Raw genomic sequence first — 23,949 nt, 5'->3', positions numbered from 1 at the left:
CGCATTCGGCCTTGCATAAGTGCCGTCGGCGACGGAATCTGTGCGCCGTGAGCGAATCCTTTCCCCATACCGGCTGCGGAGCGCGCCGGCGATGATCGCCCAGTCGACCGTCGCTTTCCTCGCCCAGTCGCTGACCTACACGGCCATCCTGCACATGACGCTGGTGGCGGTGATCGCCGTGCGCGTGATCATGAAGCGGCCGGCGACCGGCGTAGCGCTCGCCTGGCTCTTCCTGGTGTTCGCCGTGCCGTTCGGCGGCGCGGCGATCTATCTGCTGATCGGGGAGCGGCGCACGGGCGGCCGGCGCGCGGCCGAGCTCGGCCATCTGCGCGCCGACATGCATCGCCTGAGCGAGCGGCTGGTGCGCGACGGCAGAGCCGCGGTCGACTGGTCGCGCCACGACCCGAAAGCCGCCGGTATCCATCGGCTCGGCCAGTCGATCGCCGGGGCTTCGGCGATCGCCGGTTCCGAGCTGACGCTTCATTCCAAACCGAACGAGATCCTGCACGCGATCGCCGCCGACATCGACGCGGCCGAGACGAGCGTGCTGATGGAGTTCTACATCTGGAACCAGGGCGGGGACGCCGATCTCGTCCTGGAGGCGCTGAAGCGGGCGGTGGCGCGCGGCGTGACCTGCCGCGTCCTGGTCGACGCGCTCGGCGGGCGGCCGTGGTGGAAGGGGCGTCAGCCCACGGAGATGACGGCGGCCGGCATCGAGGTGCTGCCGGCACTGCCCGTCGGCCCCTGGCGGGCGATCTTCGGGCGCACCGATCTCAGGCTGCATCGCAAGATCGTCGTGATCGACGGCAAGGTCGGCTGGACCGGCAGCATGAACCTCGTCGATCCGCGCTTTTTCAAGCAGGACGCGGGCGTCGGCGAGTGGATCGACGCGATGGTGCGGGTCGAGGGCCGGGCGGTGACGCTGCTGGCGGCCGTCGTGGTCGGCGACTGGGCGATGGAGGTTGCGGCCTCCATCGACGACCTGATCCGCGATTCCAAGCTGGACCTCGCGGCGCCGAAGGGCGACACCGACATCCAGGTAATCGCCTCGGGCCCGGGCGAGACAGACGACGGACTGCTTCTGATGCTGCTCGCGCTGATCAACGCGGCGCGGAAGGAACTGGTCCTGACGACGCCCTATTTCGTGCCCGACGAGGCTTTGCTGCGGGCGCTGCGCGGGGCGGCCGGGCGGGGGGTGAAGGTCGTCCTCGTCCTGCCGGAGAAGATCGACTCCTTCCTGTCGCGCCACGCCAGCCGCACCTACTTCGACGAGCTTTTCGGCATGGGCGTGGAAATCCGCTTCTACCGGGACGGTCTGCTGCACACAAAGTCGATCACGGTCGACGGCGAGATCGCGATGTTCGGCACCGTCAATCTCGACATGCGCAGCCTGTGGCTGAACTTCGAGGTATCGCTGTTCGTCTATGGCAGCGAGTTCACCGAGCGGCTACGCCACCTGCAGCATCAGTACATCGCCGATTCCGACCCGCTGGACGCCGACGCCTGGGCCGCGCGCCCGTTCCGCGAGCGCTTCATCGACAACACGTTCCGGCTTGTCAGCCCGCTGCTGTGAGGCGTTGGTCCGGCGTGACCCAAGAACAAAGGGCCAGGTTGTCGAGACCTGGCCCTTGTTGCGATCCGAACCGGCGAACCGGTCGATATCACTGATGCATTGCTCCGCCGGAGAAATCCGGGCGGACGGACGTCAGTCCACAGAGCTGCCTGCCGCCCCTTCGGCCGACGCCGATGCGGGAACAGGGCCGGAAAGCTGCGGAACGTAAACAGTCGTCAGCATAGCATCGTTATGGCCCGAGCTTCCCAGATGCGTGCGGCAGACGAAATAGTAGGTGTGGCTGCCGGCGGTGTCCTCCACGAAGCCACGTGTCACGGGCGTCGGCATCCGGCGCGCGTTCGCCTCGTTGTGGTTCTGCGCGATGATAAAGGGTTGGCCAGAGGTCGTAGGCGTTTTACTGATCGCGCACAGAATGCTTGAAGGGTTGTCGTTGAATACGGCCCAGCCGCCGGCATTCGCGATAACGACGCCGGGGGCCGGAAGCTCCATGGTGACCTGGGCAACGACGGTATCGGTCGTCGGAAGAGTGCCGGCGTCTTCACCGTTGACGCTGCTGAAGTTGGCCGCCGCGGGCTTCGCACTTCTGTGAAGGTCGATCGGTTTGACCTGCCCGTTCCTGATTTTCTTGGACGTTACCGCCTTGTTGCGGATGTCTCGGGTGTCGACGCAGCCCCGGCATACAAGATTGGTGGCGGTCTGGGCGGAGGCGTCTCCGGGTAGCGCGAAAGGTAAGGCAAATCCGCCGGTCATTACCATCGCGGCGGCCAAAAGGCCGGTCGTGCCAATAATCTTTGTCATGACTGAAAATTCCCTTGCTAGCGCTAGCGCCCTCCTTGTGGACGCGGTTCGAACTTAATCAGCTTATCAAATTTTGTAAGTCGGCGCTATTCCGTGGGGTGACCCGTACAGGACGGAATTGCCTGTGTGGGTTCGGCGGGATTGATGAGCGTCGTCGTTCCGCCGGACACGATGGATCAGCTTGTGTCGCTTACCGAACGCGACTGCGTGGTGTATCAGTCATTGAACAGCGGGACGGCATTGCCGGCCACGATCGACGCGGCATCCTGACGGACGCCGCCGGGGCGCATCGGGTACGGGGGAACACCCATGACGGAACAGGTTGGCGTGAACAGGTCGGCCCTGGTTGGTGCCGGAATTCTCGGCTTTGCCGGTGTCACGGCGGCCGCGGCGAGTTCGCATGTGGGCAGCGACCCCCGGATGCTGGATGCGGTCGCGACGATCTGCCTGGCCCATGCGCCGGCGCTGCTGGCGCTCGCGCTGTTCGCGCCGCGCCACGTCGTGCTGCGTGTGGCCGCGTTGCTGCTGTTTGCCGGCGCGGCGCTGTTTTCCACCGATGTCGGAATGCGGGCGCTCGCCTACGGGCGGCTCTTCTTCATGGCGGCACCGGCCGGCGGGGTCGTCATGCTGGCCGGCTGGCTGGCCGTCGCCCTGTCCGCCGTCACGATGCGGCGGCCGGCGGCGAACCCGTAGCGCCGGTGACAAGCGGACCGAACCGGCGCCGTGGCCGGACGGACAGCGCGCGCTAGGTAGCTCAAGAGTGGAGGACGCCGCGAACCGGCAGGGAGGATATGCGATGAACGAAGACGGGACGACGCCAACGAGCACGACTCCGATCAACCGGGCAATGATCGCGGCCTATGACGAGTACACACACCTGACGCTCGACCGGCGCGGCTTCATGGAAAAGCTGACGAAACTCGCCGGATCGTCGGCTGCGGCGGCCGCGATCGCGCCGATGCTGGCGGCGAATTCGGCGAAGGCGGCGATCGTCGCGGCCGATGACGAGCGGCTGACAACGCGGACTGTCACGTTCGAGACCGCGGCCGGGCAGGCGAGCGGCTATCTGGCGATGCCGGCGGACAAGGCAGGGCCGCTGCCGGGCATCGTCGTGGTGCACGAGAACCGGGGCCAGAACGAGCATATCCGCGACGTGGCGCGGCGCGCCGCGCTGGCCGGTTTCGTGGCGCTGGCGCCCGATTTCCTGTCGACCAGCGGCGGCACGCCGTCCGACGAGGACCAGGCGCGGTCGATGATATCCGGCCTGACCGGTACGACCGTGCTCGACATCGGCCTCGGCGCGGTCCGCTACCTCGCCGGCAGTTCCGAGACCAACGGCAAGGTCGGCGCGGTGGGCTTCTGCTGGGGCGGCGCCATGGTCAACGAGCTTGCGGTCAATGCGCCGGACCTGGCCGCCGCCGTCGCCTATTACGGGCGTGTGCCCGACGCCGCCGACGTGCCGAGGATCAAGGTGCGGCTGCTCCTGCACTATGCCGGGCTGGACGACCGAATCAACGCGGGTATCCCGGACTTCCGGGCGGCGCTGGACGCGGCCGGCGTCGACTACGCGATGTATACCTACGAGGGCGTCAACCACGCCTTCAACAACGACACCTCGGCGGCGCGCTACGACGAGGCGGCGGCCGCGCTCGCCTGGCAGCGGACCATCGATTTCTTCAAGGAGACACTCGGCTAGGGCGGATACTCGGCCAGGGGACGCGCGCGAGCATGGCCGGGGCGCGGGAAACCGGATTGCGGAGCCGCCGCGCGCCACGTTAGTCATGCCGGGTCCCTGGAGGATCCGCCATGCCGCTCGATATCTGGCTCCTGTTCGTGCCCGCCTGCTTCGCGATCAACATCTATCCCGGCCCCAACAACATGGTGGCGCTGGGTAACGCGGCGCGCTTCGGCTTCGGCCATGCCTTCGTCGCCGCGCTGGGACGGCTGCCGGCCTTTGCGCTGATGATCGCGCTGGTGGCCGTCGGCCTCGGCGTGGTGCTGTCGGCCTCTGAAATCTTCTTCTCCGCGCTGAAATGGGTCGGCGCCGCCTACCTCGTCTGGCTCGGCGTCAAGATGGTGCGTGCGCCCGTCGACATCGCCGCGCTGGCCAATGCCGCCGCACGCGAGCCGGTCGGGCGCCTGGCCGGCCGCGAATTCCTGGTGGCGGCGACGAACCCGAAGGCGATCGTCACCTTCACCGCCTTCTTCCCGCAGTTCCTGACGCCGGGCGGCGACTACATCACCCAGATCGCGCTGATGGGCGCGGCCTTCATCGCCTTCGAGGCGATCTCGATCGGGGTCTATGCGTTTGCCGGCGGCCATGTGGGCCGGCTGGCCGGGACGGCGGCACGGATGCGCTGGGTGAACCGCGTCTCCGGGACGGCGCTGATCGGCGCGGGCGTCTTGCTGGCGCTCGCGCGGCGGCCGGAGACGGCATGATAATGTTCTCATTTTGTTCTTGACGCCGGGGCGGATATCCGGTCCTATCGCATCATGGAAAACGCTGTTGCAGCCGGCCTGATGCGCCGCGAGGACGGGGTGGTGTCGTGCTGGTGGCCCGGCGCCGATCCGCTTTATGTCGACTACCACGACCGCGAGTGGGGGCGGCCCGCCGCCGACGACCGGCTGCTGTTCGAAAAGCTGTGCCTGGAGGGCTTCCAGTCGGGGCTGTCGTGGATCACGATCCTGCGCAAGCGGGAGAACTTCCGCAAAGCCTTCGCGGATTTCGACATCGAGACGGTCGCCGGCTTCGGCGAGGACGACGTGGCGCGGCTGCTCGGCGACGCCGGCATCGTGCGCCATCGCGGCAAGATCGAATCCGTCATCAACAACGCCCGGCGGGCGCTGGACCTGAGGGCGGAGGCGGGCTCCATCGCCGGCTTCGTCTGGCGCTTCGAGCCGGCTGCGAAGGATCGGCCGGAGACATGCGATCACGCGACGCTGTCGAAGATGGCGAAGACGGCGGAATCGACCGCCCTGTCGAAAGAACTGAAGCGGCGCGGCTGGAGCTTTGTCGGGCCGACGACGGTCTACTCGTTCATGCAGGCAATGGGCCTGGTCAACGATCACCTCGAGGGCTGTCATTGCCGCGAGCGGGTCGAGGAGGCACGGCAGCGGTTCGCACGGCCGGCGTGAGCAGGTGCGGGATTGACGGGGCGCGCTCCGGACGTCCCTCGCGCGCCGGCCCGTGACAATCGGGCCGAAATCCGGCATCACGGCGCCATGCGCCTCGACATCTCGGACATCGCCGCCGACTTTCCCGATTTCCGTGTCGCCGCCGTGGTGGCGACGGATCTCGCCATTCCCGCTAGCCGGCCTTCGGCGCTGGACGCGCTGATCGGCGAGCGGGAGGCAGCAGTGCGCGCCCGCTGGGCGGGGCTGGAGCTGTCCGAAATCCCCGGCGTCACTGCCTGGCGCAAGGCCTATCGGGCCTTCGGCATCAAGAAGACAAGCTATCGCTCCGCCGTCGAGCGCCTCGTCAAGAACGCGATGGCGGACCGGCCGCTGCCGGCGATCAACCCGTTCGTCGACTGCTACAACACCGTGTCTCTGGCCCATGTCTTTCCGCTCGGCGCCGACGATCTGGACAGGGTCGCCGGCGATCTCGCCTTCCGCTATTCGCGACCGGACGACAGCTTCCTCGACATGGGCGCGGACGACGCCGGAGGTCAGATGAACGATCCGCCGAAGCCCGGCGAGGTCGTCTACGCCGACGCCGAAAAGGTGCTGTGCCGGCGCTGGAACTGGCGCCAGGACCAGCGCTCGCTGGTCTCGCCCGAGACGAGCCGTGCCGTCGTCACCGTTCAGGCCAACGGCTGGGGCGATCTCGATGCGGCCGTCACCGATCTCACCGATCTGCTGGGCCGTTTCTGTTCGGCGAAGACGACCGTGACGCTCGCGTCGGCGGCTGCTCCCGCTGTCGATCTCGCCATGCCCTGAGGACCGCCATGCCGCATGACGCCGTTTCCGTCGAACGCCGCGACCGGGTCGCCATCGTCAAATTCGACCGGAAGGGCCGTGCCAACGCGCTGTCCTTCGCCATCATGGACGCGCTGACCGAGGCGGCGCGCAGCTTGGAGACCGACACGGACCTCGCCGCGGTGATCCTGACAGGCTCGGCGGATGTCTTCTCCGCCGGCATGGACCTGCGCGATCCGGCCTTCGCCCGCCTCGACGACATGGGGCTTGCGGAGCTGCGGGCGTTCGCCGGGCACGGGCCGCGCATGGCGCGGGCCTGGGCCGGGATCGAGGTCCCGACCGTCGCGGCGGTCGAGGGCCCGTGCCTGGGCGGCGGGATGGCGCTGGCCGCGATGTGCGATTTCCGCGTGGCGGGAAAGGGCGCCCGGTTCGGCGCGCCGGAGGTCGCCGTCGGCGTCAACATGGGCTGGCATTCGGTTCCGCGCCTGGTCGCGCTCGTCGGGGCGCAGGCGACGCGGCGGCTGCTGCTGATCGGCGAGGAATGGAACGCCGGGGAGGCGCTGCGCCTCGGTTTCGCCGACCAAATCGCCGGAGACGGGGACGCGCTCGACGCGGCGTTGGAGATAGCGGCGACGCTGGCTAGCCGGCCGGCCACGGCGACGCGGATGGTCAAGCGCCAGATCGATGCCACCGCCCACGGCCTCGATCTCATGGCGAGCGCCACCGACATGGACCAGCACGCGCTGACCTGGCTGTCGGAGGATTTCCGCGCGGCGCTGGAGCGGTTCGGCAAGCGGGGAGGGTGACGCGGCCGGCGTCGCCGCCGGTTCGTTTCCGGTCGTCAGCTTTCTTTCGATCGCCCGCCCTGCGGGGGCAGCGGCTTTGCCCGCGTCTCGTGCCAGCCGACGCGGGCGTCGGGCTTGGAGTCGACCGAGGCGAAATAGGGCTTGATGTCGAGCAGCGGCGTGCCGTCGAAGCAGTCGACATGGCGTACCGTCAGTCCGTCTTCCTCGACCGCGACGATATCGACGACGGCCAGGCCGATCGGGTTCGGACGGCCGGGCGCGCGCAGGGCGAAGACGCCGTGGGTGACGGTGTCGCTCGGCGGCGTGAGGGTCACCACGTCGCGCGGGGCGCGGTCGAGCCAGTAGAGCAGGATGGCGTGGGTGCAGGTCTTGAGCGAGGCGAGACCGGCCCGATAGGGGGCGTCGACCTCCACCCGGCAGACCACGTCGGTTTCCATGGCGTTGCGCGGGCAATCCTCCGCGCGTGTCCAAGGCGTGCGAATCCGGCCGATATAGGTGAGCTCGGGCATGGTGCTTGCCGTTTTAGCGATGCTCGCGGCGGTTTCCAGCAAAGTTTTTGCTGGCCGAGCGGTTTTCGACACAGGGCGGATCATGTGCGGATCGTACGGTACTTGCTGTCTTCATAAGGAGTTGACAGTATAAAGATATCTTTATATCGCTATTCGCCGAATGGAGAGCCCGATGCTGCCGATCTCGGCCGAGAACATGCTGACCGCCCTGCGCGCCGCCGGAGAACCGACCCGGCTGCGCATCCTGGCGCTGTTGGCGGAGGGTGAGCGCAGCGTGAAGGATCTGACCGACATCCTCGGCCAGAGCCAGCCGCGCATCAGCCGGCATCTCAAGCTCCTCGTCGAAGCCGGTCTCGTGCGGCGCTATGCGGAGGGGGCGTGGGCCTTCTTCCGGCTCGCCGATTCCAGTCCGGCGGCCGAATTGTCGCGCGATCTCGTCGATCGGCTGAACCGGTCCGATCCGGTCATGGTCCGCGACCGGACGCGGCTCGAGGCCGTGCGCCGCGCGCGCCTCGAGGAGGCGACCGCCTATTTTCGGCAACACGCCGGCCACTGGGACCAGATCCGCTCGCTGCATGCCAACGAGCGGGAGATCGAGGCGGGCGTGCTGAAGCTTGTCGGCGACACGCCGCTCGACCTCGTGGTCGATCTGGGCACCGGCACGGGCCGCATGCTCGAGCTGCTGGCGCCGCATATCGAGAGCGGCATCGGCATCGACGTCTCGCACGACATGCTGTCCTACGCCCGCTCGCGGCTCGAACGCGAGGGCCTGCGCAACTGCCAGGTGCGCCAGGGCGACATATACAGCCCGCCGATCGAGGACGGTTCGGCCGATCTCGTGATCATCCATCAGGTGCTGCACTATCTCGACGACCCCGATCGGGCGATCGAGGAGGCAACCTATCTGCTGAAGCCCGGCGGCCGGCTGCTGATCATAGATTTTGCCCCGCACGGGCTTGAGTTTCTGCGCGCCGATCAGGCGCACCGCCGCCTCGGATTCTCGCGCGAGCAGATCGCCGAGTGGATGAAGGCGGCGGGCATCGAGCTTGCCAGTCACATCGATTTCCCACCGGACGACGTCGACATCGCCGAGGTCGGCCGGCTCACGGTTTCGATATGGCTGGGCAAGGACACCGACAGCCGCGTCCGCCGCGGCGTTTCCGAGGAGGCGGCCTGATGGCTGTGTCGTTACCCCCAACGCGACAGGTTTCACCAAGCCTGTCGGTGTCCTTCGAATTCTTTCCGCCGAAGTCGGCGGAGATGGAGGCCTCCCTGTGGAACACGTTCCAGCGGCTGGTGCCGTTCGGGCCGAAATTCGTGTCGGTGACCTACGGCGCCGGCGGCTCGACGCGCGATCGCACGCATCAGATCGTCGGCCGCATTCGCCGTGAGTCCAATGTGGAGCCGGCGGCGCACCTGACCTGCGTCGACGCGAGCCGGGCCGCCCTGGAGGATGTGATCTTCGCCTACCAGAACATCGGCGTGCGCCACATCGTGGCCCTGCGTGGCGATCCGGTGGACGGCGTCGGCGGGGCCTACGTGCCGCATCCCCAGGGGTTTCAGACGACGGCCGGTCTGGTCGCGGCGATCAGGCGGGCCGGCGACTTCGAGGTTTCCGTCGCCGCCTACCCGGAGAAGCATCCGGAATCGCGCGACTTCGACGCCGATATCGACGTGCTGAAGGCCAAGGTCGATGCCGGAGCGACCCGGGCGATTACCCAGTTCTTCTTCGATAACGCGCATTTCTACCGCTACCGCGACCGGCTCCAGAAACGCGGCGTCGACATCCCGGTGATCCCCGGCATCCTGCCGGTCACCAAGTTCGCCCAGGCGGCCCGTTTCGCCGGGCAGTGCGGCGCGGAGATCCCGGACTGGTTCGCGGCCCATTTCGACGGGCTCGACGAGGATCCGGACACGCGCCGGCTGGTCGCCGCCTCCGTCGTCGCCGATCAGGTGCTCGACCTCACGGCAAACGGGGTCACCGATTTTCATTTCTACACGCTCAACCGGGCCGAGCTCGTCTACGCGACGTGCCACATGCTCGGCATGCGTCCCTTGACAAAAGAGGCGGCCTGAGCGCCGTCCGACCGAACCAAAGCAAGAGGCCAGTAATGTCAGAGTACCAGTCCGAGACCGAGCGCGCGTTGCGCCGTCTCGCCGCCGACCGAATCCTCCTGCTCGATGGGGCGATGGGCACGCAGATCCAGACGCTCGAGCTCGACGAGGCCGGATTCCGCGGCAAGCGGCTGGCCGGCTGGACCAAGCCGCTGGCGGGCAACAACGACATCCTGAACCTGTCGCAGCCTGAGGCGATCCGCGACATCCACCAGGCCTATTTCGAGGCCGGCAGCGACATCGTCTCGACCAATACGTTCAACGCCAACGCGATCGCGCAGGCCGACTACGGCGCGGAGAGCCTGGTTGCCGAGATCAACCGGGACGGCGCGCGGCTTGCCCGCGCGGCCGCCGACCAGGCGGCGCGGAAGGACGGCCGGCCGCGCTACGTGGCGGGCACGCTGGGCCCGACCAACCGGACCGCTTCGATCTCGCCCGACGTCGCCGATCCGGGGTATCGCGCCGTCACCTTCGACCAGCTCGCCGAGGTCTATGCCGAGGCGACGCGGGCGCTGATCGAGGGCGGATCGGACCTGATCCTGATCGAGACGATATTCGACACGCTGAACGCCAAGGCCGCTATCTTTGCGCTGGAAACGGTGTTTGCCGAGATCGGGCGCCGGCTGCCGATCCTGATTTCCGGCACGATCACCGATCTTTCCGGCCGTACCCTGTCCGGGCAAACGCCGACGGCGTTCTGGTATTCGGTGCGCCATGCGCGGCCCTTCACCATCGGTCTCAACTGCGCCCTCGGCGCCAAGGAACTGCGCCCGCATCTGGCCGAGATATCGCGCGTGGCCGATACGCTCGTCTGCGCCTATCCGAACGCCGGCCTGCCGAACGCCTTCGGCGGCTATGACGAGGGGCCGAAGGAAACCGCCGCGCTGCTCGGCGAGTTCGCCGAGGCCGGCCTGCTCAACGTCGTCGGCGGCTGCTGCGGCACGACGCCGGAGCACATCGCCGAGATCCGCGAGGCGGTGTCGAGCCATCCGCCGCGGCGCATCGCGGAAGCCAATCCGTTCATGAAGCTGTCGGGGCTGGAGCCGTTCACGCTCACCACCGAGACCAATTTCGTGAACATCGGCGAGCGCACAAACGTCACCGGGTCGGCGCGCTTCCGCAAGCTGATCAAGGAGGACGACTACGCCACGGCCCTCGAAGTCGCCCGCCAGCAGGTCGAGAACGGCGCGCAGATCATCGACGTCAACATGGACGAGGGGCTTCTGGAATCAGAAGAGGCGATGACGACGTTCCTCAATCTGGTCGCCGCCGAACCGGATATCGCCCGCGTGCCGATCATGATCGACTCGTCGAAATGGTCGGTGATCGAGGCCGGCCTGAAATGCGTGCAGGGCAAGCCGGTGGTCAATTCGATCTCGCTGAAAGAGGGTGAGGCCGCCTTTCTGGAGCACGCCGAGAAGGTGCGCCGCTACGGCGCCGCCGTGGTGGTGATGGCCTTCGACGATGCCGGCCAGGCCGACACGCTGGCGCGCAAGACGGAGATCGCCGAGCGCTCCTACCGGCTGCTGGTCGAGAAGGCGGGTTTCGATCCGGAAGACATCATCATCGACCCGAACATCTTCGCGGTCGCCACCGGCATCGCCGAGCACGACAACTACGGCGTCGATTTCATCGAGGCGACGCGGTGGATCCGCTCGAACCTGCCGCACGCGCAGGTCTCCGGCGGCCTGTCGAACCTGTCGTTCTCGTTCCGCGGCAACGAGCCGGTCCGCGAGGCGATGCACTCGGTGTTCCTCTACCACGCCATCAAGGCGGGGCTGGGCATGTCGATCGTCAATGCCGGGCAGCTCGGCGTCTACGACGAGATCGATCCGGAGCTGCGCGAGCTCTGCGAGGACGTGGTGCTGAACCGGCGCCCGGATGCGACCGAGCGCCTGGTGGACTCGGCGTCCAGGTGGCTGGGCAACGGTAGCGAGGCGCGGGAGGAAAAGACGCTCGAATGGCGCTCGCTGCCGGTCGACAAGCGCATCGAGCACGGTCTCGTCGCCGGCATCGCCGACTTCATCGAAGAGGACGTGGAGGAGGCCCGACAGGCCGCCAGCCGTCCGCTCGAGGTGATCGAGGGCCCGCTGATGTCCGGCATGAACGTCGTCGGCGACCTGTTCGGCTCGGGCCGGATGTTCCTGCCGCAGGTGGTGAAATCGGCGCGGGTGATGAAACGGGCGGTCGCCTATCTCGAGCCGTTCATGGAAGAGGAGAAGGAGGCGGGCGGCAGCCGTCCGCCGGCCGGCAAGATCGTCATGGCGACGGTGAAGGGCGACGTCCACGACATCGGCAAGAACATCGTCGGCGTCGTGCTCCAGTGCAACAACTACCAGGTGGTCGACCTGGGCGTGATGGTGCCGGCGCAGAAGATCCTGGAGACGGCGCGCGCCGAGGGCGCGGACCTGATCGGGCTGTCGGGCCTGATCACGCCGTCGCTCGACGAGATGTGCAACGTGGCTGCCGAGATGGAGCGCCAGGGCTTCGATCTGCCGCTGCTGATCGGCGGGGCGACGACCAGCAAGGTGCATACCGCAGTCAAGGTGAACCCGCACTACCATACCGGCCAGGCGATCTACGTCACCGATGCGAGCCGCGCCGTCGGAGTCGTCTCGACGCTGCTGTCGCCGGAGAGCAGGGCGCGGCTCTACGCGGAGACGCGCGCCGACTACGCCAGGATCGCCGAGGGGCACTCGCGCGCCCAGGACAACAAGGTTCGGCTCTCGCTTGAAGACGCGCGCGCCAACAGGCTGGCGATCGACTGGTCGGACTACCAGCCGCCGAAGCCCGGTTTTCTCGGCACCAAGTCGTTCACGGCCTACGACCTGGAGACGCTCGCCGCGTGCATCGACTGGACGCCGTTCTTCCAGACCTGGGAACTGTCCGGGCGGTATCCGGAAATCCTCGACGATCCGCGCCAGGGCGAGGCCGCGCGCCAGCTCTTTGACGACGCGCAGGCGATGCTGCGCAAGATCATCGAGGAAGACCTCCTGGAGGCGCGTGCCGTCATCGGCTTCTGGCCGGCGAACGCCGAGGGCGACGACATCGCCCTGTTCACCGACGAGACGCGGCAGACGCCGCTGGCCACGCTGCATACGCTGCGCCAGCAGATGTCGCGGCGCAGCTCGGACCGGGCGAACGTGGCGCTTTCCGATTTCGTCGCGCCGCGCGGCACCGGCCTTGCCGACCATGTCGGCGGCTTCATCGTCACCGCCGGCCACAAGCAGGATGCGACGGTGCAGCGGTTCGAGCGGGCCAACGACGACTACTCGAAGATCCTGTTCCAGGCGTTGTCGGACCGTCTCGCCGAGGCCTTCGCCGAGCACATGCACGCGCGGGTACGCAAAGAATTCTGGGGCTATGCGCCCGACGAGACGCTGACCAACGAGGAGCTGATCTCGGAGAACTACCGCGGCATCCGCCCGGCGCCGGGCTATCCCGCCCAGCCCGATCACACCGAGAAGCGCACGCTGTTCCACCTTCTCGATGCGGAGGCGGCGACGGGCGTCGAACTGACGGAGTCGTGCGCGATGCTGCCCGCCTCGTCGGTGTCCGGAATCTACTTCTCGCACCCGGATGCGCGCTATTTCGGCCTCGGCAAGATCGAGCGCGATCAGGTGGAGGATTACGCGGTGCGCAAGAACTGGAGCGTCGAGGAGACCGAGCGCTGGCTGGCGCCGGTGCTTGCGTATCAGCCGAAAGCGAAAGCAAAAGCGGCCTGATACCCGGCCCCTCGAATACGAGAGGGGCCGGCTTCCATTCAGGCGTCTCTACGCAATACCAGTGAGAAAGGGGTCGGGTGTCAAATCGCCCCGAACACGATCGCCGCTACGAACAGGAACGCCGCGCCTGCGACGACCAATTGAACCTGCCTTGCAATGGTCATGGTCCCGCTCCCTTGGCTTCCCCCAGTACCAAAATATTAGCCTGAGCGGGCCGATCCACGAAGCGGTTTCGTCGCTGCGCTGCAATATCGCCTGTCGATTTCGCTAGAAGCTGTGGAGGAATACGGGCATCCTCTTAGCACGCAAGGCAAATCGGCGACGGCACATATGCCATGAAACTTCGCGTACTCGAGCCAATTGTTGCCTCGGCGCTGATATTCGGCGCCGTTACTGCCGTTACGGCAGCAACGGAAACGGGCGATTTGGTGCCGTTGCCGAGGCAGAGGCCGGAGACGGTCGCGACGCCCCTCCCGGAGGCAAAGCCTGCCGAGACAAAGCCTGCCGAGACAAAGCCTGCCGAGACAAAGCCTGCCGAGACCAAGCCGGCCGAGGCCGGGGTTCCGCTGCCGCGCGAGAAGCCGCGTCTTGCCGCCGCCGAGCCGGAGGCCGAGGCGCCGAAACCGCCGCCGACGCCACAGCCGCGGCAGAAGCCAGCGGCCGCCGAATCAGCCGCCTCGCCAGGCGTTCCGTTGCCCGAGGCAAAGCCGGAAGCGGCTCCCGAGGCCGAGCCCACGGGCGCGGAGGTGCCAGTTCCCGCCGAGAAACCGGCTGCTTCGGCCGTGACGCCGGCCACGGGCGACGCCAACGTCTCCGGCGATGACAAGAAAGAGCCGACCTCGGCGACGACGGAAGGCGAGGCTGTCGACGCGGCCCCGCCGCCACCCCCGCCACCACCTGTCCGGACTGGGCCGCCGCAGGGGCCACCTGTCTTCGCCGGCGACGCGATGTCGCCCGCCTGCGCGGCGATCGAGGAGGGGCGCGTCTCCGGGCGGCCGCTCAAGCCGGTCGAGGATCTTTCCGGTTGCCTCGTGCGGGCCATCTATGCGGTCTCCTCGGTGGGCAGCGAGCGCGCGGTAGAGCTGACGCCGGAAGCCGAACTCAACTGCGCCATGGTCGACCGGCTCGATACGTTCGTCGAGGAGGTCATCGAGCCAGCGGCGAAGGATACCCTCGACAGCGATATCGTGGGTTTGCGCATCGCCGGGTCCTATGTCTGCCGGCCGCGCAACGGCCTGGACGGCGCCAAGCAGAGCGAGCACGGTTTCGCCAACGCCGTCGACATTGCCGCTTTCGTGCTCGCCGACGGGCGGTCGATCTCCGTGGCGGAAAGCTGGGCCGACGAGGGGCCGGACGGAGAGTTCCTGCGCGCGGTGCACGAGAAGGCCTGCGGGCCGTTCACGACCGTGATCGGTCCCGACGGCGACGAGTATCATCGCGACCATTTTCACCTGGATCTTCAGCCGCGCGGCAAGGGCGGACAGACGACCTTCTGCCAGTAGGCGGGGGCAGCGGGCGTTCGCCTACTCCTTCAGGTCCGGGTTCTTGGTGTAGCCCGGGCCGATCGTGAGCGGCTTTTCCGGCAGGACACTGGAGCCGATCTTGGAGGTGTAGGTCGTCTCGTGGGTCTCGATGACCGCGCCCTCGGGCGTCTTGAGCGTCAGCGTCACGGTGTATGGCGTGTCGGCGACGACGTTCTTGATCGGTGGCGAATTCAGGGCGAAGCGGCGTTGTTTCTCGCGGGAGACCAGTTCCACGGTCAGCGGCGGGCCTCCCTCCGGGTTCTCGAAATCGGCGATGAACACGGTCCCCGGTGGCACGGTGCGGCGGGCGGTGGCGACGAGGCCGTAGGTCGCCTCGGCCAGCCGGTAGTTGAACAGGAAGCCGCCGCCGGTGACCGTCACATAGTCGCCGGTCGTCTCCTCGCAGGCAGCGAGCGAAACCGCCAGACCGATCAGGATTGCGAGACGTCGAAGCATGGGGCCATCCGGACACGAGGCCGTGTATTATAACCGTCAAAATCGGTTTTGCGAGTCAGGTCTTCGCGGGCTCGCGATGCACCTCGTGGTAGCGGCGGGCCTTGGCCCGGTTGCCGCAGGTGAGCATGTCGCACCACAGGCGGCTGGCGTTCCGCGAGCGATCGACGAAGATCCAGCTGCAGTTCGGGCAGGTCTTCAATCGGCCGGACAGAGGAGAGGCGGATAGCGCGATGGCCGAATGGGCGATCGCGGCGCGCGCGGTGACCGGTGTCTGCGGTCGGGACGCCGCAAGGGTCGGAAACAGGCCGTCCGGGCCGGTGGCGATTTCCGTCTGCGACAGGGCGCTGCCAAGTTCGAAAAGCACGCGCCGCATGGCGAGCGACGATGGCGCATGCTCGATTGCGACGGCGCGGAACAAATCGTCAACTGCTTGGCGCAGTGTCAGCATGTCGGCGACCGCGGCGACGTCGAACGCATCAGCGGCAACCGCCAGCATCGGCGCGTAGCAACCGGCCGCGCCGAACCGACAGGCCGCCTCCAGCCAGCTCGCGATGTCGCTTGCGTGACGCAGGCGATCGCCACGGCGCTCGGCGTCGTTGGCGTAGAAGACCGTATTCGCGAAATCGAGGCACAAGGCGCCGCCGACGAACTGTCGCTGCGTCCAGGAAAATGTCATAGAACTAACCTGTGTAGCAGAATAAGGCAGTTAGATACCGTGCGGGCTGCGGGCCCGCAAGTCCCCTTGCCGCAGGCGCAGCGCGGGCCGGGCCGGTTAAGGCCAAATTAACCGTGTCTGTTTACGTGGCATTTGCCTCAAATTCGAATGATCGGCGGCATGAATCGCATGACCGCCGTCTTATTCGTGTTTTCGCTCGTTTTCCTGTTCGGCTGCGCCGACCGGTCGCTCTATTCGTGGCGCGACCAGGCCTGGCGCAAGGACGCCGAGGCCATCTGCCTGGCCAAGGGCGGCTACGAGCCGAGCGCGTTCGTCCAGCGCCTGAACCGGATCAACGACAAGGGCGCCTGCGGCGTCTGGTATCCGCTGAAGGTGTCGGCGGCACTGTCGGGCTATGTCGGCTTATCGAGCAGCGCGACGCTCAACTGCCCGCTGACGTCGGCCCTCGACGGCTGGCTCTATCACGTGGTGGAACCGGCGGCGGCGCGCACCTACGGCGCCTATGTGCGCGAAATCCAGGTGCTCTCGTCCTATTCCTGCCGCACGCGCAACAGCAAGGCCTATGGCAAGGTCTCCGAGCATTCCTTCGGCAACGCCATCGACATCGCCGCCTTCAAGCTCTCCGACGGGCGCACCGTCACCGTCGAGGACGGCTGGCGCGGAAGCCCGCAGGATCGCGTATTCCTGCGGGAAGCCCATTCCGGCGCCTGCAAGACGTTCACCACCGTGATCGGCCCGAACGGGGACCGGCAACATTACGATCACTTCCATCTCGATCTGGCCCGGCACAACGCCGACAACAGCTATCGCTACTGCAAATAGCGGGGGCACGGTTGTCGGCCCTAATTTCGGCGGCTGCGGCGGGCGGTTGCGCCGGCATTGGGCCAGCCAATGGTCCTGGCGCCGACTGGTGAGGATTGCCGCCGCTGGATGCGGCCGAAGGCGGGTCCGGAATTGTTCGTTGCCTAAAAATTCCGCTGGACCGGAAACCTCCGGCAATTAAAAAGACGGACCGTACACCGGCTGGCGCCGCCGGCTTCCAGCCGTCAGCGTGATCCGGTCGCGGGACGGGGGCGTAAACGTCGACGGGATCGTTTCCGATCCGTTGGCGGACATGATCGGCCCGGACCCGGGCTGTGCCGTCGAATTCGATGGAGGGGTGATCATGATGCGTGTTTTCTCTCGTGCCGTGGCCGTTTTCGCGTTCCTCGTTCTCGCGGCGAGCCTTGCAGGGCCTGCCGCGGCGCAATCGCGGGAGGAGGTGCGGTTTTCGCCCGGCAACGACAATGCCGCCGTCGAAGGCACGGTCACAGGCGACGAATACAAGGACTACGTACTCGGCGCGCGCGCCGGGCAGACCATGTCGGTCTCGCTGATCACGGAGGGCAACGCCTACTTCAACATCCTGCCGCCGGGCAGCGACGGGGTGGCGATCTACAACGGTTCGATCGACGGCGAGAACGCCAGCATCAAGCTGACATCCGACGGTGACTACACGATCCGCGTCTATCTGATGGGCAATGCCCGCGACAGCAACGAGACCGTGCCGTTCATGGTCTCGATGGCCATCATGTGATTGCCGCTGAAGGACCGGGAGACAGGCGATGATGACGATCGACCGACGTCATTTCGTCCTCGGCGCCGGCGTCGCGGGCATGTCCGCGCTGGGGTTCGAGGTTTTTGCGGAGCAGCTCAAGGACATCAGCGAGCTGAAGCCCGGCGACTTCACCTGGCATCCGGACCGGCAGCCGACCGGGCCGGTTGCCGTGGTCGTCTCGATTCCCGAGCAGCTCGTCCATGTCTATCGCAACGGCGTGCGCATCGCCGTCTCGACCTGCTCCACCGGAAAGCCCGGCCATTCGACGCCGACCGGCGTGTTCGTGGTGCTGCAAAAAGACAAGCACCACCGCTCGTCGACCTACAACAACGCGCCGATGCCCAACATGAACCGGCTGACGTGGTCTGGCATCGCGCTGCATGCCGGCAATCTGCCCGGATATCCCGCGTCGCACGGCTGCGTGCGGCTGCCACTGGCGTTCTCCGAGAACCTTTTCGAGGTCACCCATCTCGGCACGCCGGTCATCATCTCCGGCAAGAGCACCGATCCGTGGGAGCTGAAGCACCCGGGCATGGTGCTGAGCGGCTATGCCGAACACGAGTTCGAGAACGTGGAAGCCGCGCTGGAGGACAAGAAGCATCCAAAGGACTGGATCGAATCAGAGACCGCGCCCATCACCTCGGTCATCGCGTCGTCGCGCGAACGGCGGATCATGCTGCTGGAAAACGGAAACGTCCTGATGGAAGGCGAACTCTCGATCGATGGGAGCCGTGCGATCGGCAACCACGTGTTCGTGCTGCGCGGCCCGGACAGTGGGGCGCGGGGGCTGCATTGGCAGGCGATCAGCCATCAGCCCGGCGACGGGCCGGTCTCGGCGGAGGAAACGGCGATTACGCGGCTGCGCACGAGCGACGAATTCGTCGCCCGGATGCGCAAGCGGATGCATCCGGGCCTCGTCATGATCCTGACAGAGGCGCCGCTACATCCCGACACGCGATCCGGGCAGGATTTCGTTATCATGTCTTGACCTCGCCTGAGGGGCGCTTCAGGGGTGTTGGAACCAGGACCGACAAGAGGAAGGTGAAATGAGAAAGTTCTTAGTGGCCGCGGTGCCGGTCGTTCTGGCACTCGCCGGGTGCAATTCCGATCCGTCAACGGCGCCGACGGCGTCGAGCGCCGCGATGACCGCGAACGGGCCGACGCGCGCGCCGAGCGGACCGAACGCGGTCGCGGAAGACCTTTGCGTCAAGGCGGTGCAGCAGCAGACCAACGCGTCGGGCGTCGGGGTCATCAATAGCGAATTCTCGCAGGCGGCGACGCAGGTCATGGTCGGGTTCCCGGCGGCGCAGGCGCCGTGGCGTTGCCTGGTCTCCGGCGGCCGGGTGACCGAGGTCATCTACACGGGCAGCGAAGGACGCTCGTAAGGCCCTGAAGCGTACTCGAGGTCTCGGGGGAGCCGTTTCGACCCCAGCGACACGTCAGGGAAACGGATGCTCTCATTCTCGAAGAGAACCATCTTCGCCGCCATCGCTGTGGCCGGTCTGATCGGACCGCCACAGCAAGCGGAGGCGTGGGTGGAGGCCGGCATGCTGACCTGCGAGGACAGCGGCGGATTCTCGCTGATCCTCAGTTCGCCGCGCGACCTGTATTGCGTGTTTCATAAGGCGAACGGCCTGACGGAAGCCTATGGCGGTCGCCTGCGCGCGGTGGGGCGCAATCTGGGCGCCACCGGCGCCGGCGTGATCGCCTGGAGCGTGGTCGCGGACAGAACCGACGGGCCATCCGGTGCGCTGACCGGAATCTACGCGCGAGCGGAATCCGGCGCCACCATGGAGGAGGACGGCGAGGGGCGCGGCCTCGTCGGCGGTCCGCGCCGTGCTGTAACGCTGCAGCCGTTGCGCGTCGGCGGCAATTCCGGACTGAACCTGGCGGTCGGTATCGCCGCGATGGAGCTGCATCCGCTGTCCGAGACCACGGCCCGTACCGCGCCGACCCGGGTGCCGGCCGGCGGCCATCGCTATGACCTGGTGCCGTCCGCGCGGCAGGCTCCGCACTCCGGCTGCGGGTCCTATACCCACCTGATGCAAGGCCAGACGATCGACGGACTTGCCCGCGCGTGCCGCGTGACGGTCGAGGCCTTGCTCGACGCCAACCCGCAGATCACCAACGGCGGCGACATCGGCACTGGCGCATTGATCCATTTGCCGACCCATGTGGGCCTCTCTGCCGCGAGTCCTTGCGGCAATCGGGCGATCGTGCGTGAGAACGAGGCGCTCGACGACCTCGCGTGGCGGTGCGGCATCACCCAGCACGCCCTGTTCCTATCCAATCCGTCCGTGCGGGACATGGCGACGGTGCGGCCCGGCCAGGTCATGGTCGTCCCGGCGAGGGTGGCGCCGCCCCTGGCCCCGCCGGTGCGTTATGTGGCGAACGAAATTCTGCTCGAACCCGTGGCGCGCGACCTGCAGTTCGCCGAGATCGGTCCGGCGCGGATCATGTCTCGGACGCGTCAAACCAGGGGCACGCCGGGGCAGGAACAGGCCTGCGCCGACGAACTGGCCGAAACGCTCGGAATTGACAGGGATCGGGTACGGGTGACCAGTCGTGATGTCGGGCGCACCGGCGATGCGCTCGTTTATCTCTATGCCGACGGCACCCGGGCGGCCTGCGAGGTCGATCGCGCCTATACCGTGCGCGGCACCCGGCGGATGATCCCGGTGCGCGTGACCAGCTCGCCCCCGAGCTCGGCCTCCGGTGCCGGTTCCAACTCCGGCAGTCTGGTGGAGCGGGCCTGCATGGATGCGGTTCGCCGGCAGGCCGGTGGGCACCGCGCCATCGCCGTTCTCGGCAACGCGGTCTCGCAGGCCGATTCGACGGTGATGGTCGGCGTCGGCCCGCGGCGCGCGCCCTGGCGCTGTGTGGCGTCCAACGACGGCGTGGTGACAGACCTGTCGTTCGCGGGCGATGACAGCGCCGGCGTGCGAGACGCCGGCGCGCCGATGCCGGGACGAACGATACCGCCGCCGGCACGATAGCCCGCTCGATGAAACGCGGCGACCCGGCGGGCTCCCGTCCGTTTAGCTTGCTACGCCGACGGGACTAGTTCGCGTCCGAGGCGCGTTTCATCGCCGCTTCGAGCTTTTTCCTGTCGTCCTCGGTCAGTACCGGACGGTCCATTTTGATCGTCAGCTTGTCGAGCTTGGCGGTCAACGCAAACGGCGGCGTGTAGTCCGCGTCGTTCACGCCGGTGAGCGTGTCGGATCCGACGTCGAAGCTCTCGTCCCATTGGAGGATCATGGGCAAGGTCTTCTCCATCTTCTTGGTATCGACCGCCTTTCCGTCGACCTTCAGCGTGCCGGTTCCGGATCGGCCGACGCCGCTGAAGTCGTTGTAGGCGAGCGTCCCGGTACCGAGTCCGTCATACTGGAAGTCGAACTCCACCGTGTGCTTGCCAGGCGTGAGCGCCTCCTGGCCTTCCCACTTGATCCGTTCGAGATCGACCAGGTTCCAGAGGAACACCGGCTTGCCCTTCAAGAGGTAGAATCCGTAGCCCGCGAAGCGGCCGCCGGAGGTCAGGATCATGCCCTCGGCGCCGCCCTCGGGCACCTCGATCTCGGCGGTGACGGTGTAGGAGGTGTTCAGCAGCAACGGCGAGTCGCCTTGCGGCAGGCCGATCATCGGTCTGGTGTAGACGAACTCCGTCCGCCCGGCGGTGATGTTCGGGCGCGGCGCGACGATGCGGGCGGCGACCGAGGCGTCCATCGGGAACACCTGGTATTTCTGGGCCTCCGCGATGAACATCGCCTTCAGCTCCTTCACCTTGTCGGGATGCTGGTCGGCGACGTTGGCGGTCTGGGAAAAGTCCGAGTCTAGATTGTAGAGCTCGAGCACCTGGTTGTTGAGCGGATCCGGGTTCGCCGGTCCGAATGCCTCCCAGGGCGCCCGGTTGACCTCGGTCGAGAGGAACCAGCCGTCGTTGTACAGCGCCCACTGACCCATCATCTCGAAGTACTGGGTTTGATGACGGGACGGGACGTCGGCGTTCGCCTCGTCGAAGGTGTAGGCGAAGCTGGTGCCTTCGACCGGCTTCTGCGGAATGCCGTCCACCACCGCCGGAGCCGGGATGCCGGCGACCTCGAGGATGGTCGGCATCACGTCGATGACATGCGTGAACTGATGCCGGATGCCGCCCTTGTCCTTGATGCGCGCCGGCCAGGAGACGGCCATGTTCTGGTTGATGCCGCCAAGCTTGGAGGCGTTCTGCTTGAACCAGGAGAACGGCGTGTCGAAGGCCCAGGACCAGCCGGCCGACATGTGGTTGTAGGTCTCCTCGGTGCCCCACACGTCATACCATTTCATCTGGGTCTCGACCGGCATCATGTTGATGCCGTTGAAGAAAGCGACCTCGTTGGGCGTGCCGAGCGGACCGCCTTCGGCGCTGGTTCCGTTATCGCCGTTGATGTAGATGATGAGGGTGTTGTCGAGAACGCCCAGGTCCTCGACGGCCTGGATGACGCGCCCGATCTCGTGGTCGCTGTAGGCGGCGTAGGCGGCGAAGACCTCGACCTGGCGGATGAAGAGCTTCTTTTCCTCGGCCGTCAGATCGTCCCACTTCTTCAGAACCTTGTCCGGCCAAGCCGACAGCTGGGCGTCCTCGGGAATCACGCCGAGCCGCTTCTGGTTGGCGAAGATCGTCTCGCGCAGCGTGTTCCAGCCGTCGTCGAACAGGTGCATGTCGTGGATCTTGTCGACCCACTCCTTGGTCGGATGATGCGGCGCGTGGGTCGCGCCGGGGGCGTACTTGATGAAGAACGGCTTGCTCGGATCGGTCTGGTGCATCCGCGTCATCCAGTCGATGGCGTCGTCGGCCATCGCGGTGACCAGGTTCCATTCGCCTTCCTTGCCCTTGAAGGGATAGATCTGAGTGGTGTTGCGGAACAGGTTCGGCTGCCACTGGTTGGCGTCGCCGCCGACGAAGCCGTAGAAATACTCAAAGCCCATTCCGGTCGGCCACTGGTCGAAGGGACCCGATTGGCTCGCCTCGAACGCGGGCGTATTGTGATCCTTTCCGAACCACGATGTGTTGTAGCCGTTGTCGAGCAGGATCCGGCCGATCGTCGCCTTGTCCTTGTCGATAATGCTGTTGTAGCCGGAGAAGCCCGTCGACTGCTCTGAGATGACGCCGAAGCCGGCCGAGTGATGGTTGCGGCCGGTGATCAGGGCCGCGCGCGTGGGCGAACACAGCGCCGTGGAGAACATGCGCGTGTAGCGCAGTCCCTCGTTGGCGATGCGGTCGAGAGCGGGTGTCGGGATGACGCCACCGAACGTGCTCGGCACGGCGAACCCGGCATCGTCGGTGATGATTAGCAGGACGTTCGGCGCACCTTTCGGCGGCATCACGCGTGGCGACCACCACGGCGTCGATTGCAGGGCGTCGTCCTTGATGACGCCCCCGAACGGCAGGTCCGGCGGCGGAAGCTGCAATCCGTCGATCGACATCGTCGCGTCCGGCGCGCCGAAATCTGTATAGGACTGCTGTTCGGCGGCAAGAACCGGAGTCGCCATGGAAAGGCAAACAACAACTGGGATCGAACCCAGCAAGCTCGTCCAATACGGTCGCATCGTAATCTCCAGTATCCGATGTTAGCGGCAGCTTATCCGTTCGGCCGTTCGCTGTCGCTTCTCTGTCGGTTTGGGCGTCGGTTGTTGCTATTCGCCGGCCGTCCACCAGAATGGCCCGCCGTCGCCGTGCCGGCGGGCCAGCGATCGACAACACGATCCGAAGCGGATCGATCAGAGAATTCGTCGGTTCTCCTCTATGTCGCGCATTTGCTGTGGACCGCGAATCTGCTCCGGGCCGCCTGTTTGCTCGGGGGCTATTTGCTCTGGAGGATCTGCAGGGCCTCGCTCAGCGGCTCGCTGCAGTCCGTGTCCGCTTGGGAGCTGTGTTCCATTCCCTGATCACGGAGCCGGTAGACCTGTTCCTTCTCGGCATCCGTCAGCTCGACGGTCTTCAGCAGTTCGTCGATCTGAGCGACCATCGCGTTGCAATCCTGCGCGTAGGACGGAGCGGCGGGAAGCGCGAGGACGACGAGAGTGAAGACCAGAAGGCTGGTCCGGCGAAGAATTCTCATGGTGCTCTCCCTTGTGGATTGCGTTGAGCAGCGTGCTCACGTCACGGTGCTTTCTGTTCCATACCGGCGTCTGGTCCGCTTCGATGGTTCGTCGATCTTCTTCGAAAGGGACGGCAGTCGACCCGTGCGCATCTCTTTCGTCGTTTGCTCCTCTCGCG

At 66.6% G+C, this 23,949-nt stretch carries 23 protein-coding genes; 17 read left to right on the top strand and 6 right to left on the bottom strand.

Going from position 1 to position 23,949, the window contains the following annotated elements; translation table 11 throughout:
- The first annotated feature begins 91 nt into the window (after window positions 1-91).
- Complete coding sequence (gene cls / locus ACSF9G_RS02645; RefSeq protein ID WP_436638016.1) at window positions 92-1,573, top strand: cardiolipin synthase; 1,482 nt, start codon at window positions 92-94, stop codon at window positions 1,571-1,573.
- A gap of 132 nt (window positions 1,574-1,705) precedes the next feature.
- On the opposite strand, the gene ACSF9G_RS02640 is transcribed toward cls, so the two are convergent.
- Entirely contained in the window at window positions 1,706-2,371 is a 666-nt protein-coding gene (locus ACSF9G_RS02640; RefSeq protein WP_436638013.1) for a hypothetical protein, read from the bottom strand.
- Window positions 2,372-2,515: 144 nt separating this feature from the next.
- On the opposite strand from ACSF9G_RS02640, the gene ACSF9G_RS02635 reads away from it, so the two are divergent.
- The 7 genes from ACSF9G_RS02635 (at window position 2,516) to ACSF9G_RS02605 (ending at window position 7,095) form a co-directional block, all read left to right on the top strand.
- Window positions 2,516-2,641, top strand: coding sequence for a hypothetical protein (locus tag ACSF9G_RS02635; protein ID WP_436638011.1), 126 nt, complete (start codon window positions 2,516-2,518; stop codon window positions 2,639-2,641).
- A 39-nt stretch (window positions 2,642-2,680) separates the two neighbouring features.
- Complete coding sequence (locus tag ACSF9G_RS02630) at window positions 2,681-3,064, top strand: DUF423 domain-containing protein (protein ID WP_436638009.1); 384 nt, start codon at window positions 2,681-2,683, stop codon at window positions 3,062-3,064.
- Window positions 3,065-3,167: 103 nt separating this feature from the next.
- A complete protein-coding gene (locus tag ACSF9G_RS02625) occupies window positions 3,168-4,067 on the top strand; it encodes a dienelactone hydrolase family protein (protein WP_436638007.1) in 900 nt (299 codons plus the stop codon).
- Window positions 4,068-4,177: 110 nt separating this feature from the next.
- Window positions 4,178-4,810: a LysE family translocator gene (locus ACSF9G_RS02620; RefSeq protein ID WP_436638005.1), complete on the top strand. Its 633-nt coding sequence runs from the start codon at window positions 4,178-4,180 to the stop codon at window positions 4,808-4,810.
- Window positions 4,811-4,864: 54 nt separating this feature from the next.
- Window positions 4,865-5,506 (top strand): DNA-3-methyladenine glycosylase I, encoded by a 642-nt coding sequence (locus ACSF9G_RS02615; protein ID WP_436638003.1) that lies wholly within the window; start codon window positions 4,865-4,867, stop codon window positions 5,504-5,506.
- Window positions 5,507-5,593: 87 nt separating this feature from the next.
- Window positions 5,594-6,310, top strand: a complete 717-nt coding sequence (locus ACSF9G_RS02610; protein ID WP_436638001.1) for a B3/B4 domain-containing protein — start codon at window positions 5,594-5,596, stop codon at window positions 6,308-6,310.
- Between the two features lie 8 nt (window positions 6,311-6,318).
- Window positions 6,319-7,095, top strand: a complete 777-nt coding sequence (locus ACSF9G_RS02605) for an enoyl-CoA hydratase/isomerase family protein (RefSeq protein ID WP_436637999.1) — start codon at window positions 6,319-6,321, stop codon at window positions 7,093-7,095.
- A 35-nt stretch (window positions 7,096-7,130) separates the two neighbouring features.
- Here ACSF9G_RS02605 and tsaA read toward each other — a convergent pair whose 3' ends face one another.
- Window positions 7,131-7,604, bottom strand: coding sequence for a tRNA (N6-threonylcarbamoyladenosine(37)-N6)-methyltransferase TrmO (gene tsaA, locus ACSF9G_RS02600; RefSeq protein ID WP_436637997.1), 474 nt, complete (start codon window positions 7,602-7,604; stop codon window positions 7,131-7,133).
- Window positions 7,605-7,776: 172 nt separating this feature from the next.
- Between tsaA and ACSF9G_RS02595 the strand changes: the two genes are divergently transcribed.
- The 4 genes from ACSF9G_RS02595 to ACSF9G_RS02580 all read left to right on the top strand — a co-directional run bounded on the left by ACSF9G_RS02595 (window position 7,777) and on the right by ACSF9G_RS02580 (window position 14,946).
- Window positions 7,777-8,781: an ArsR/SmtB family transcription factor gene (locus ACSF9G_RS02595; protein WP_436637995.1), complete on the top strand. Its 1,005-nt coding sequence runs from the start codon at window positions 7,777-7,779 to the stop codon at window positions 8,779-8,781.
- On the top strand, window positions 8,781-9,680 hold the full coding sequence (gene metF, locus ACSF9G_RS02590) for a methylenetetrahydrofolate reductase [NAD(P)H] (protein WP_436637993.1): 900 nt from the start codon (window positions 8,781-8,783) through the stop codon (window positions 9,678-9,680). The genes ACSF9G_RS02595 and metF overlap by 1 nt, the downstream gene beginning before the upstream one ends.
- 35 nt (window positions 9,681-9,715) lie before the next feature.
- The gene (metH, locus tag ACSF9G_RS02585) at window positions 9,716-13,444 is read left to right on the top strand and encodes a methionine synthase (RefSeq protein ID WP_436637990.1); all 3,729 of its coding nucleotides are present in this window, start codon (window positions 9,716-9,718) and stop codon (window positions 13,442-13,444) included.
- Between the two features lie 335 nt (window positions 13,445-13,779).
- Window positions 13,780-14,946 carry an extensin-like domain-containing protein gene (locus ACSF9G_RS02580; protein ID WP_436637988.1) on the top strand — a complete coding sequence of 389 codons (1,167 nt, stop codon included), beginning with the start codon at window positions 13,780-13,782 and terminating at the stop codon, window positions 14,944-14,946.
- A 21-nt stretch (window positions 14,947-14,967) separates the two neighbouring features.
- On the opposite strand, the gene ACSF9G_RS02575 is transcribed toward ACSF9G_RS02580, so the two are convergent.
- A complete protein-coding gene (locus tag ACSF9G_RS02575; protein ID WP_436637987.1) occupies window positions 14,968-15,423 on the bottom strand; it encodes a hypothetical protein in 456 nt (151 codons plus the stop codon).
- Between the two features lie 55 nt (window positions 15,424-15,478).
- The gene (locus ACSF9G_RS02570; RefSeq protein WP_436637985.1) at window positions 15,479-16,099 is read right to left on the bottom strand and encodes a CGNR zinc finger domain-containing protein; all 621 of its coding nucleotides are present in this window, start codon (window positions 16,097-16,099) and stop codon (window positions 15,479-15,481) included.
- Window positions 16,100-16,267: 168 nt separating this feature from the next.
- On the opposite strand from ACSF9G_RS02570, the gene ACSF9G_RS02565 reads away from it, so the two are divergent.
- From ACSF9G_RS02565 to ACSF9G_RS02545, 5 genes are all read left to right on the top strand, one after another.
- On the top strand, window positions 16,268-16,921 hold the full coding sequence (locus ACSF9G_RS02565; RefSeq protein WP_436637983.1) for an extensin-like domain-containing protein: 654 nt from the start codon (window positions 16,268-16,270) through the stop codon (window positions 16,919-16,921).
- A 343-nt stretch (window positions 16,922-17,264) separates the two neighbouring features.
- The gene (locus ACSF9G_RS02560) at window positions 17,265-17,675 is read left to right on the top strand and encodes a hypothetical protein (protein WP_436637981.1); all 411 of its coding nucleotides are present in this window, start codon (window positions 17,265-17,267) and stop codon (window positions 17,673-17,675) included.
- A gap of 31 nt (window positions 17,676-17,706) precedes the next feature.
- On the top strand, window positions 17,707-18,684 hold the full coding sequence (locus tag ACSF9G_RS02555) for a L,D-transpeptidase (RefSeq protein WP_436637979.1): 978 nt from the start codon (window positions 17,707-17,709) through the stop codon (window positions 18,682-18,684).
- Window positions 18,685-18,742: 58 nt separating this feature from the next.
- On the top strand, window positions 18,743-19,081 hold the full coding sequence (locus tag ACSF9G_RS02550; RefSeq protein ID WP_436637977.1) for a hypothetical protein: 339 nt from the start codon (window positions 18,743-18,745) through the stop codon (window positions 19,079-19,081).
- A 108-nt stretch (window positions 19,082-19,189) separates the two neighbouring features.
- Window positions 19,190-20,692, top strand: a complete 1,503-nt coding sequence (locus ACSF9G_RS02545) for a DUF992 domain-containing protein (RefSeq protein WP_436637975.1) — start codon at window positions 19,190-19,192, stop codon at window positions 20,690-20,692.
- A 64-nt stretch (window positions 20,693-20,756) separates the two neighbouring features.
- Here ACSF9G_RS02545 and ACSF9G_RS02540 read toward each other — a convergent pair whose 3' ends face one another.
- Together ACSF9G_RS02540 and ACSF9G_RS02535 are read right to left on the bottom strand one after the other, a co-directional pair.
- Window positions 20,757-23,222, bottom strand: a complete 2,466-nt coding sequence (locus tag ACSF9G_RS02540) for an arylsulfatase (protein WP_436637973.1) — start codon at window positions 23,220-23,222, stop codon at window positions 20,757-20,759.
- A gap of 311 nt (window positions 23,223-23,533) precedes the next feature.
- Window positions 23,534-23,791 carry a hypothetical protein gene (locus ACSF9G_RS02535; RefSeq protein ID WP_436637972.1) on the bottom strand — a complete coding sequence of 86 codons (258 nt, stop codon included), beginning with the start codon at window positions 23,789-23,791 and terminating at the stop codon, window positions 23,534-23,536.
- Between the last annotated feature and the right edge of the window lie 158 nt (window positions 23,792-23,949).

The sequence above is a fragment of the Microbaculum mangrovi genome (genome assembly GCF_051390635.1).
Classification (GTDB): domain Bacteria; phylum Pseudomonadota; class Alphaproteobacteria; order Rhizobiales; family Tepidamorphaceae; genus Microbaculum.
Note: the sequence above shows the minus strand (reverse complement) of the source record. Positions and strands in the feature narration are given on the sequence as shown.

Excerpts from the sequence above, each read along its gene's own strand:
- metF (WP_436637993.1), top strand. The coding sequence starts at position 8,781 with ATGGCTGTGTCGTTACCCCCAACGCGACAGGTTTCACCAAGCCTGTCG.
- ACSF9G_RS02560 (WP_436637981.1), top strand. The coding sequence starts at position 17,265 with ATGATGCGTGTTTTCTCTCGTGCCGTGGCCGTTTTCGCGTTCCTCGTT.
- ACSF9G_RS02540 (WP_436637973.1), bottom strand. The coding sequence starts at position 23,222 with ATGGCGACTCCGGTTCTTGCCGCCGAACAGCAGTCCTATACAGATTTC.
- ACSF9G_RS02630 (WP_436638009.1), top strand. The coding sequence starts at position 2,681 with ATGACGGAACAGGTTGGCGTGAACAGGTCGGCCCTGGTTGGTGCCGGA.
- ACSF9G_RS02550 (WP_436637977.1), top strand. The coding sequence starts at position 18,743 with ATGAGAAAGTTCTTAGTGGCCGCGGTGCCGGTCGTTCTGGCACTCGCC.
- metH (WP_436637990.1), top strand. The coding sequence starts at position 9,716 with ATGTCAGAGTACCAGTCCGAGACCGAGCGCGCGTTGCGCCGTCTCGCC.
- ACSF9G_RS02625 (WP_436638007.1), top strand. The coding sequence starts at position 3,168 with ATGAACGAAGACGGGACGACGCCAACGAGCACGACTCCGATCAACCGG.
- ACSF9G_RS02615 (WP_436638003.1), top strand. The coding sequence starts at position 4,865 with ATGGAAAACGCTGTTGCAGCCGGCCTGATGCGCCGCGAGGACGGGGTG.
- ACSF9G_RS02535 (WP_436637972.1), bottom strand. The coding sequence starts at position 23,791 with ATGAGAATTCTTCGCCGGACCAGCCTTCTGGTCTTCACTCTCGTCGTC.
- ACSF9G_RS02565 (WP_436637983.1), top strand. The coding sequence starts at position 16,268 with ATGACCGCCGTCTTATTCGTGTTTTCGCTCGTTTTCCTGTTCGGCTGC.
- ACSF9G_RS02555 (WP_436637979.1), top strand. The coding sequence starts at position 17,707 with ATGACGATCGACCGACGTCATTTCGTCCTCGGCGCCGGCGTCGCGGGC.
- ACSF9G_RS02640 (WP_436638013.1), bottom strand. The coding sequence starts at position 2,371 with ATGACAAAGATTATTGGCACGACCGGCCTTTTGGCCGCCGCGATGGTA.
- ACSF9G_RS02580 (WP_436637988.1), top strand. The coding sequence starts at position 13,780 with ATGAAACTTCGCGTACTCGAGCCAATTGTTGCCTCGGCGCTGATATTC.
- ACSF9G_RS02575 (WP_436637987.1), bottom strand. The coding sequence starts at position 15,423 with ATGCTTCGACGTCTCGCAATCCTGATCGGTCTGGCGGTTTCGCTCGCT.
- ACSF9G_RS02595 (WP_436637995.1), top strand. The coding sequence starts at position 7,777 with ATGCTGCCGATCTCGGCCGAGAACATGCTGACCGCCCTGCGCGCCGCC.
- ACSF9G_RS02610 (WP_436638001.1), top strand. The coding sequence starts at position 5,594 with ATGCGCCTCGACATCTCGGACATCGCCGCCGACTTTCCCGATTTCCGT.
- ACSF9G_RS02620 (WP_436638005.1), top strand. The coding sequence starts at position 4,178 with ATGCCGCTCGATATCTGGCTCCTGTTCGTGCCCGCCTGCTTCGCGATC.
- tsaA (WP_436637997.1), bottom strand. The coding sequence starts at position 7,604 with ATGCCCGAGCTCACCTATATCGGCCGGATTCGCACGCCTTGGACACGC.
- ACSF9G_RS02605 (WP_436637999.1), top strand. The coding sequence starts at position 6,319 with ATGCCGCATGACGCCGTTTCCGTCGAACGCCGCGACCGGGTCGCCATC.
- ACSF9G_RS02570 (WP_436637985.1), bottom strand. The coding sequence starts at position 16,099 with ATGACATTTTCCTGGACGCAGCGACAGTTCGTCGGCGGCGCCTTGTGC.
- ACSF9G_RS02635 (WP_436638011.1), top strand. The coding sequence starts at position 2,516 with ATGAGCGTCGTCGTTCCGCCGGACACGATGGATCAGCTTGTGTCGCTT.
- cls (WP_436638016.1), top strand. The coding sequence starts at position 92 with ATGATCGCCCAGTCGACCGTCGCTTTCCTCGCCCAGTCGCTGACCTAC.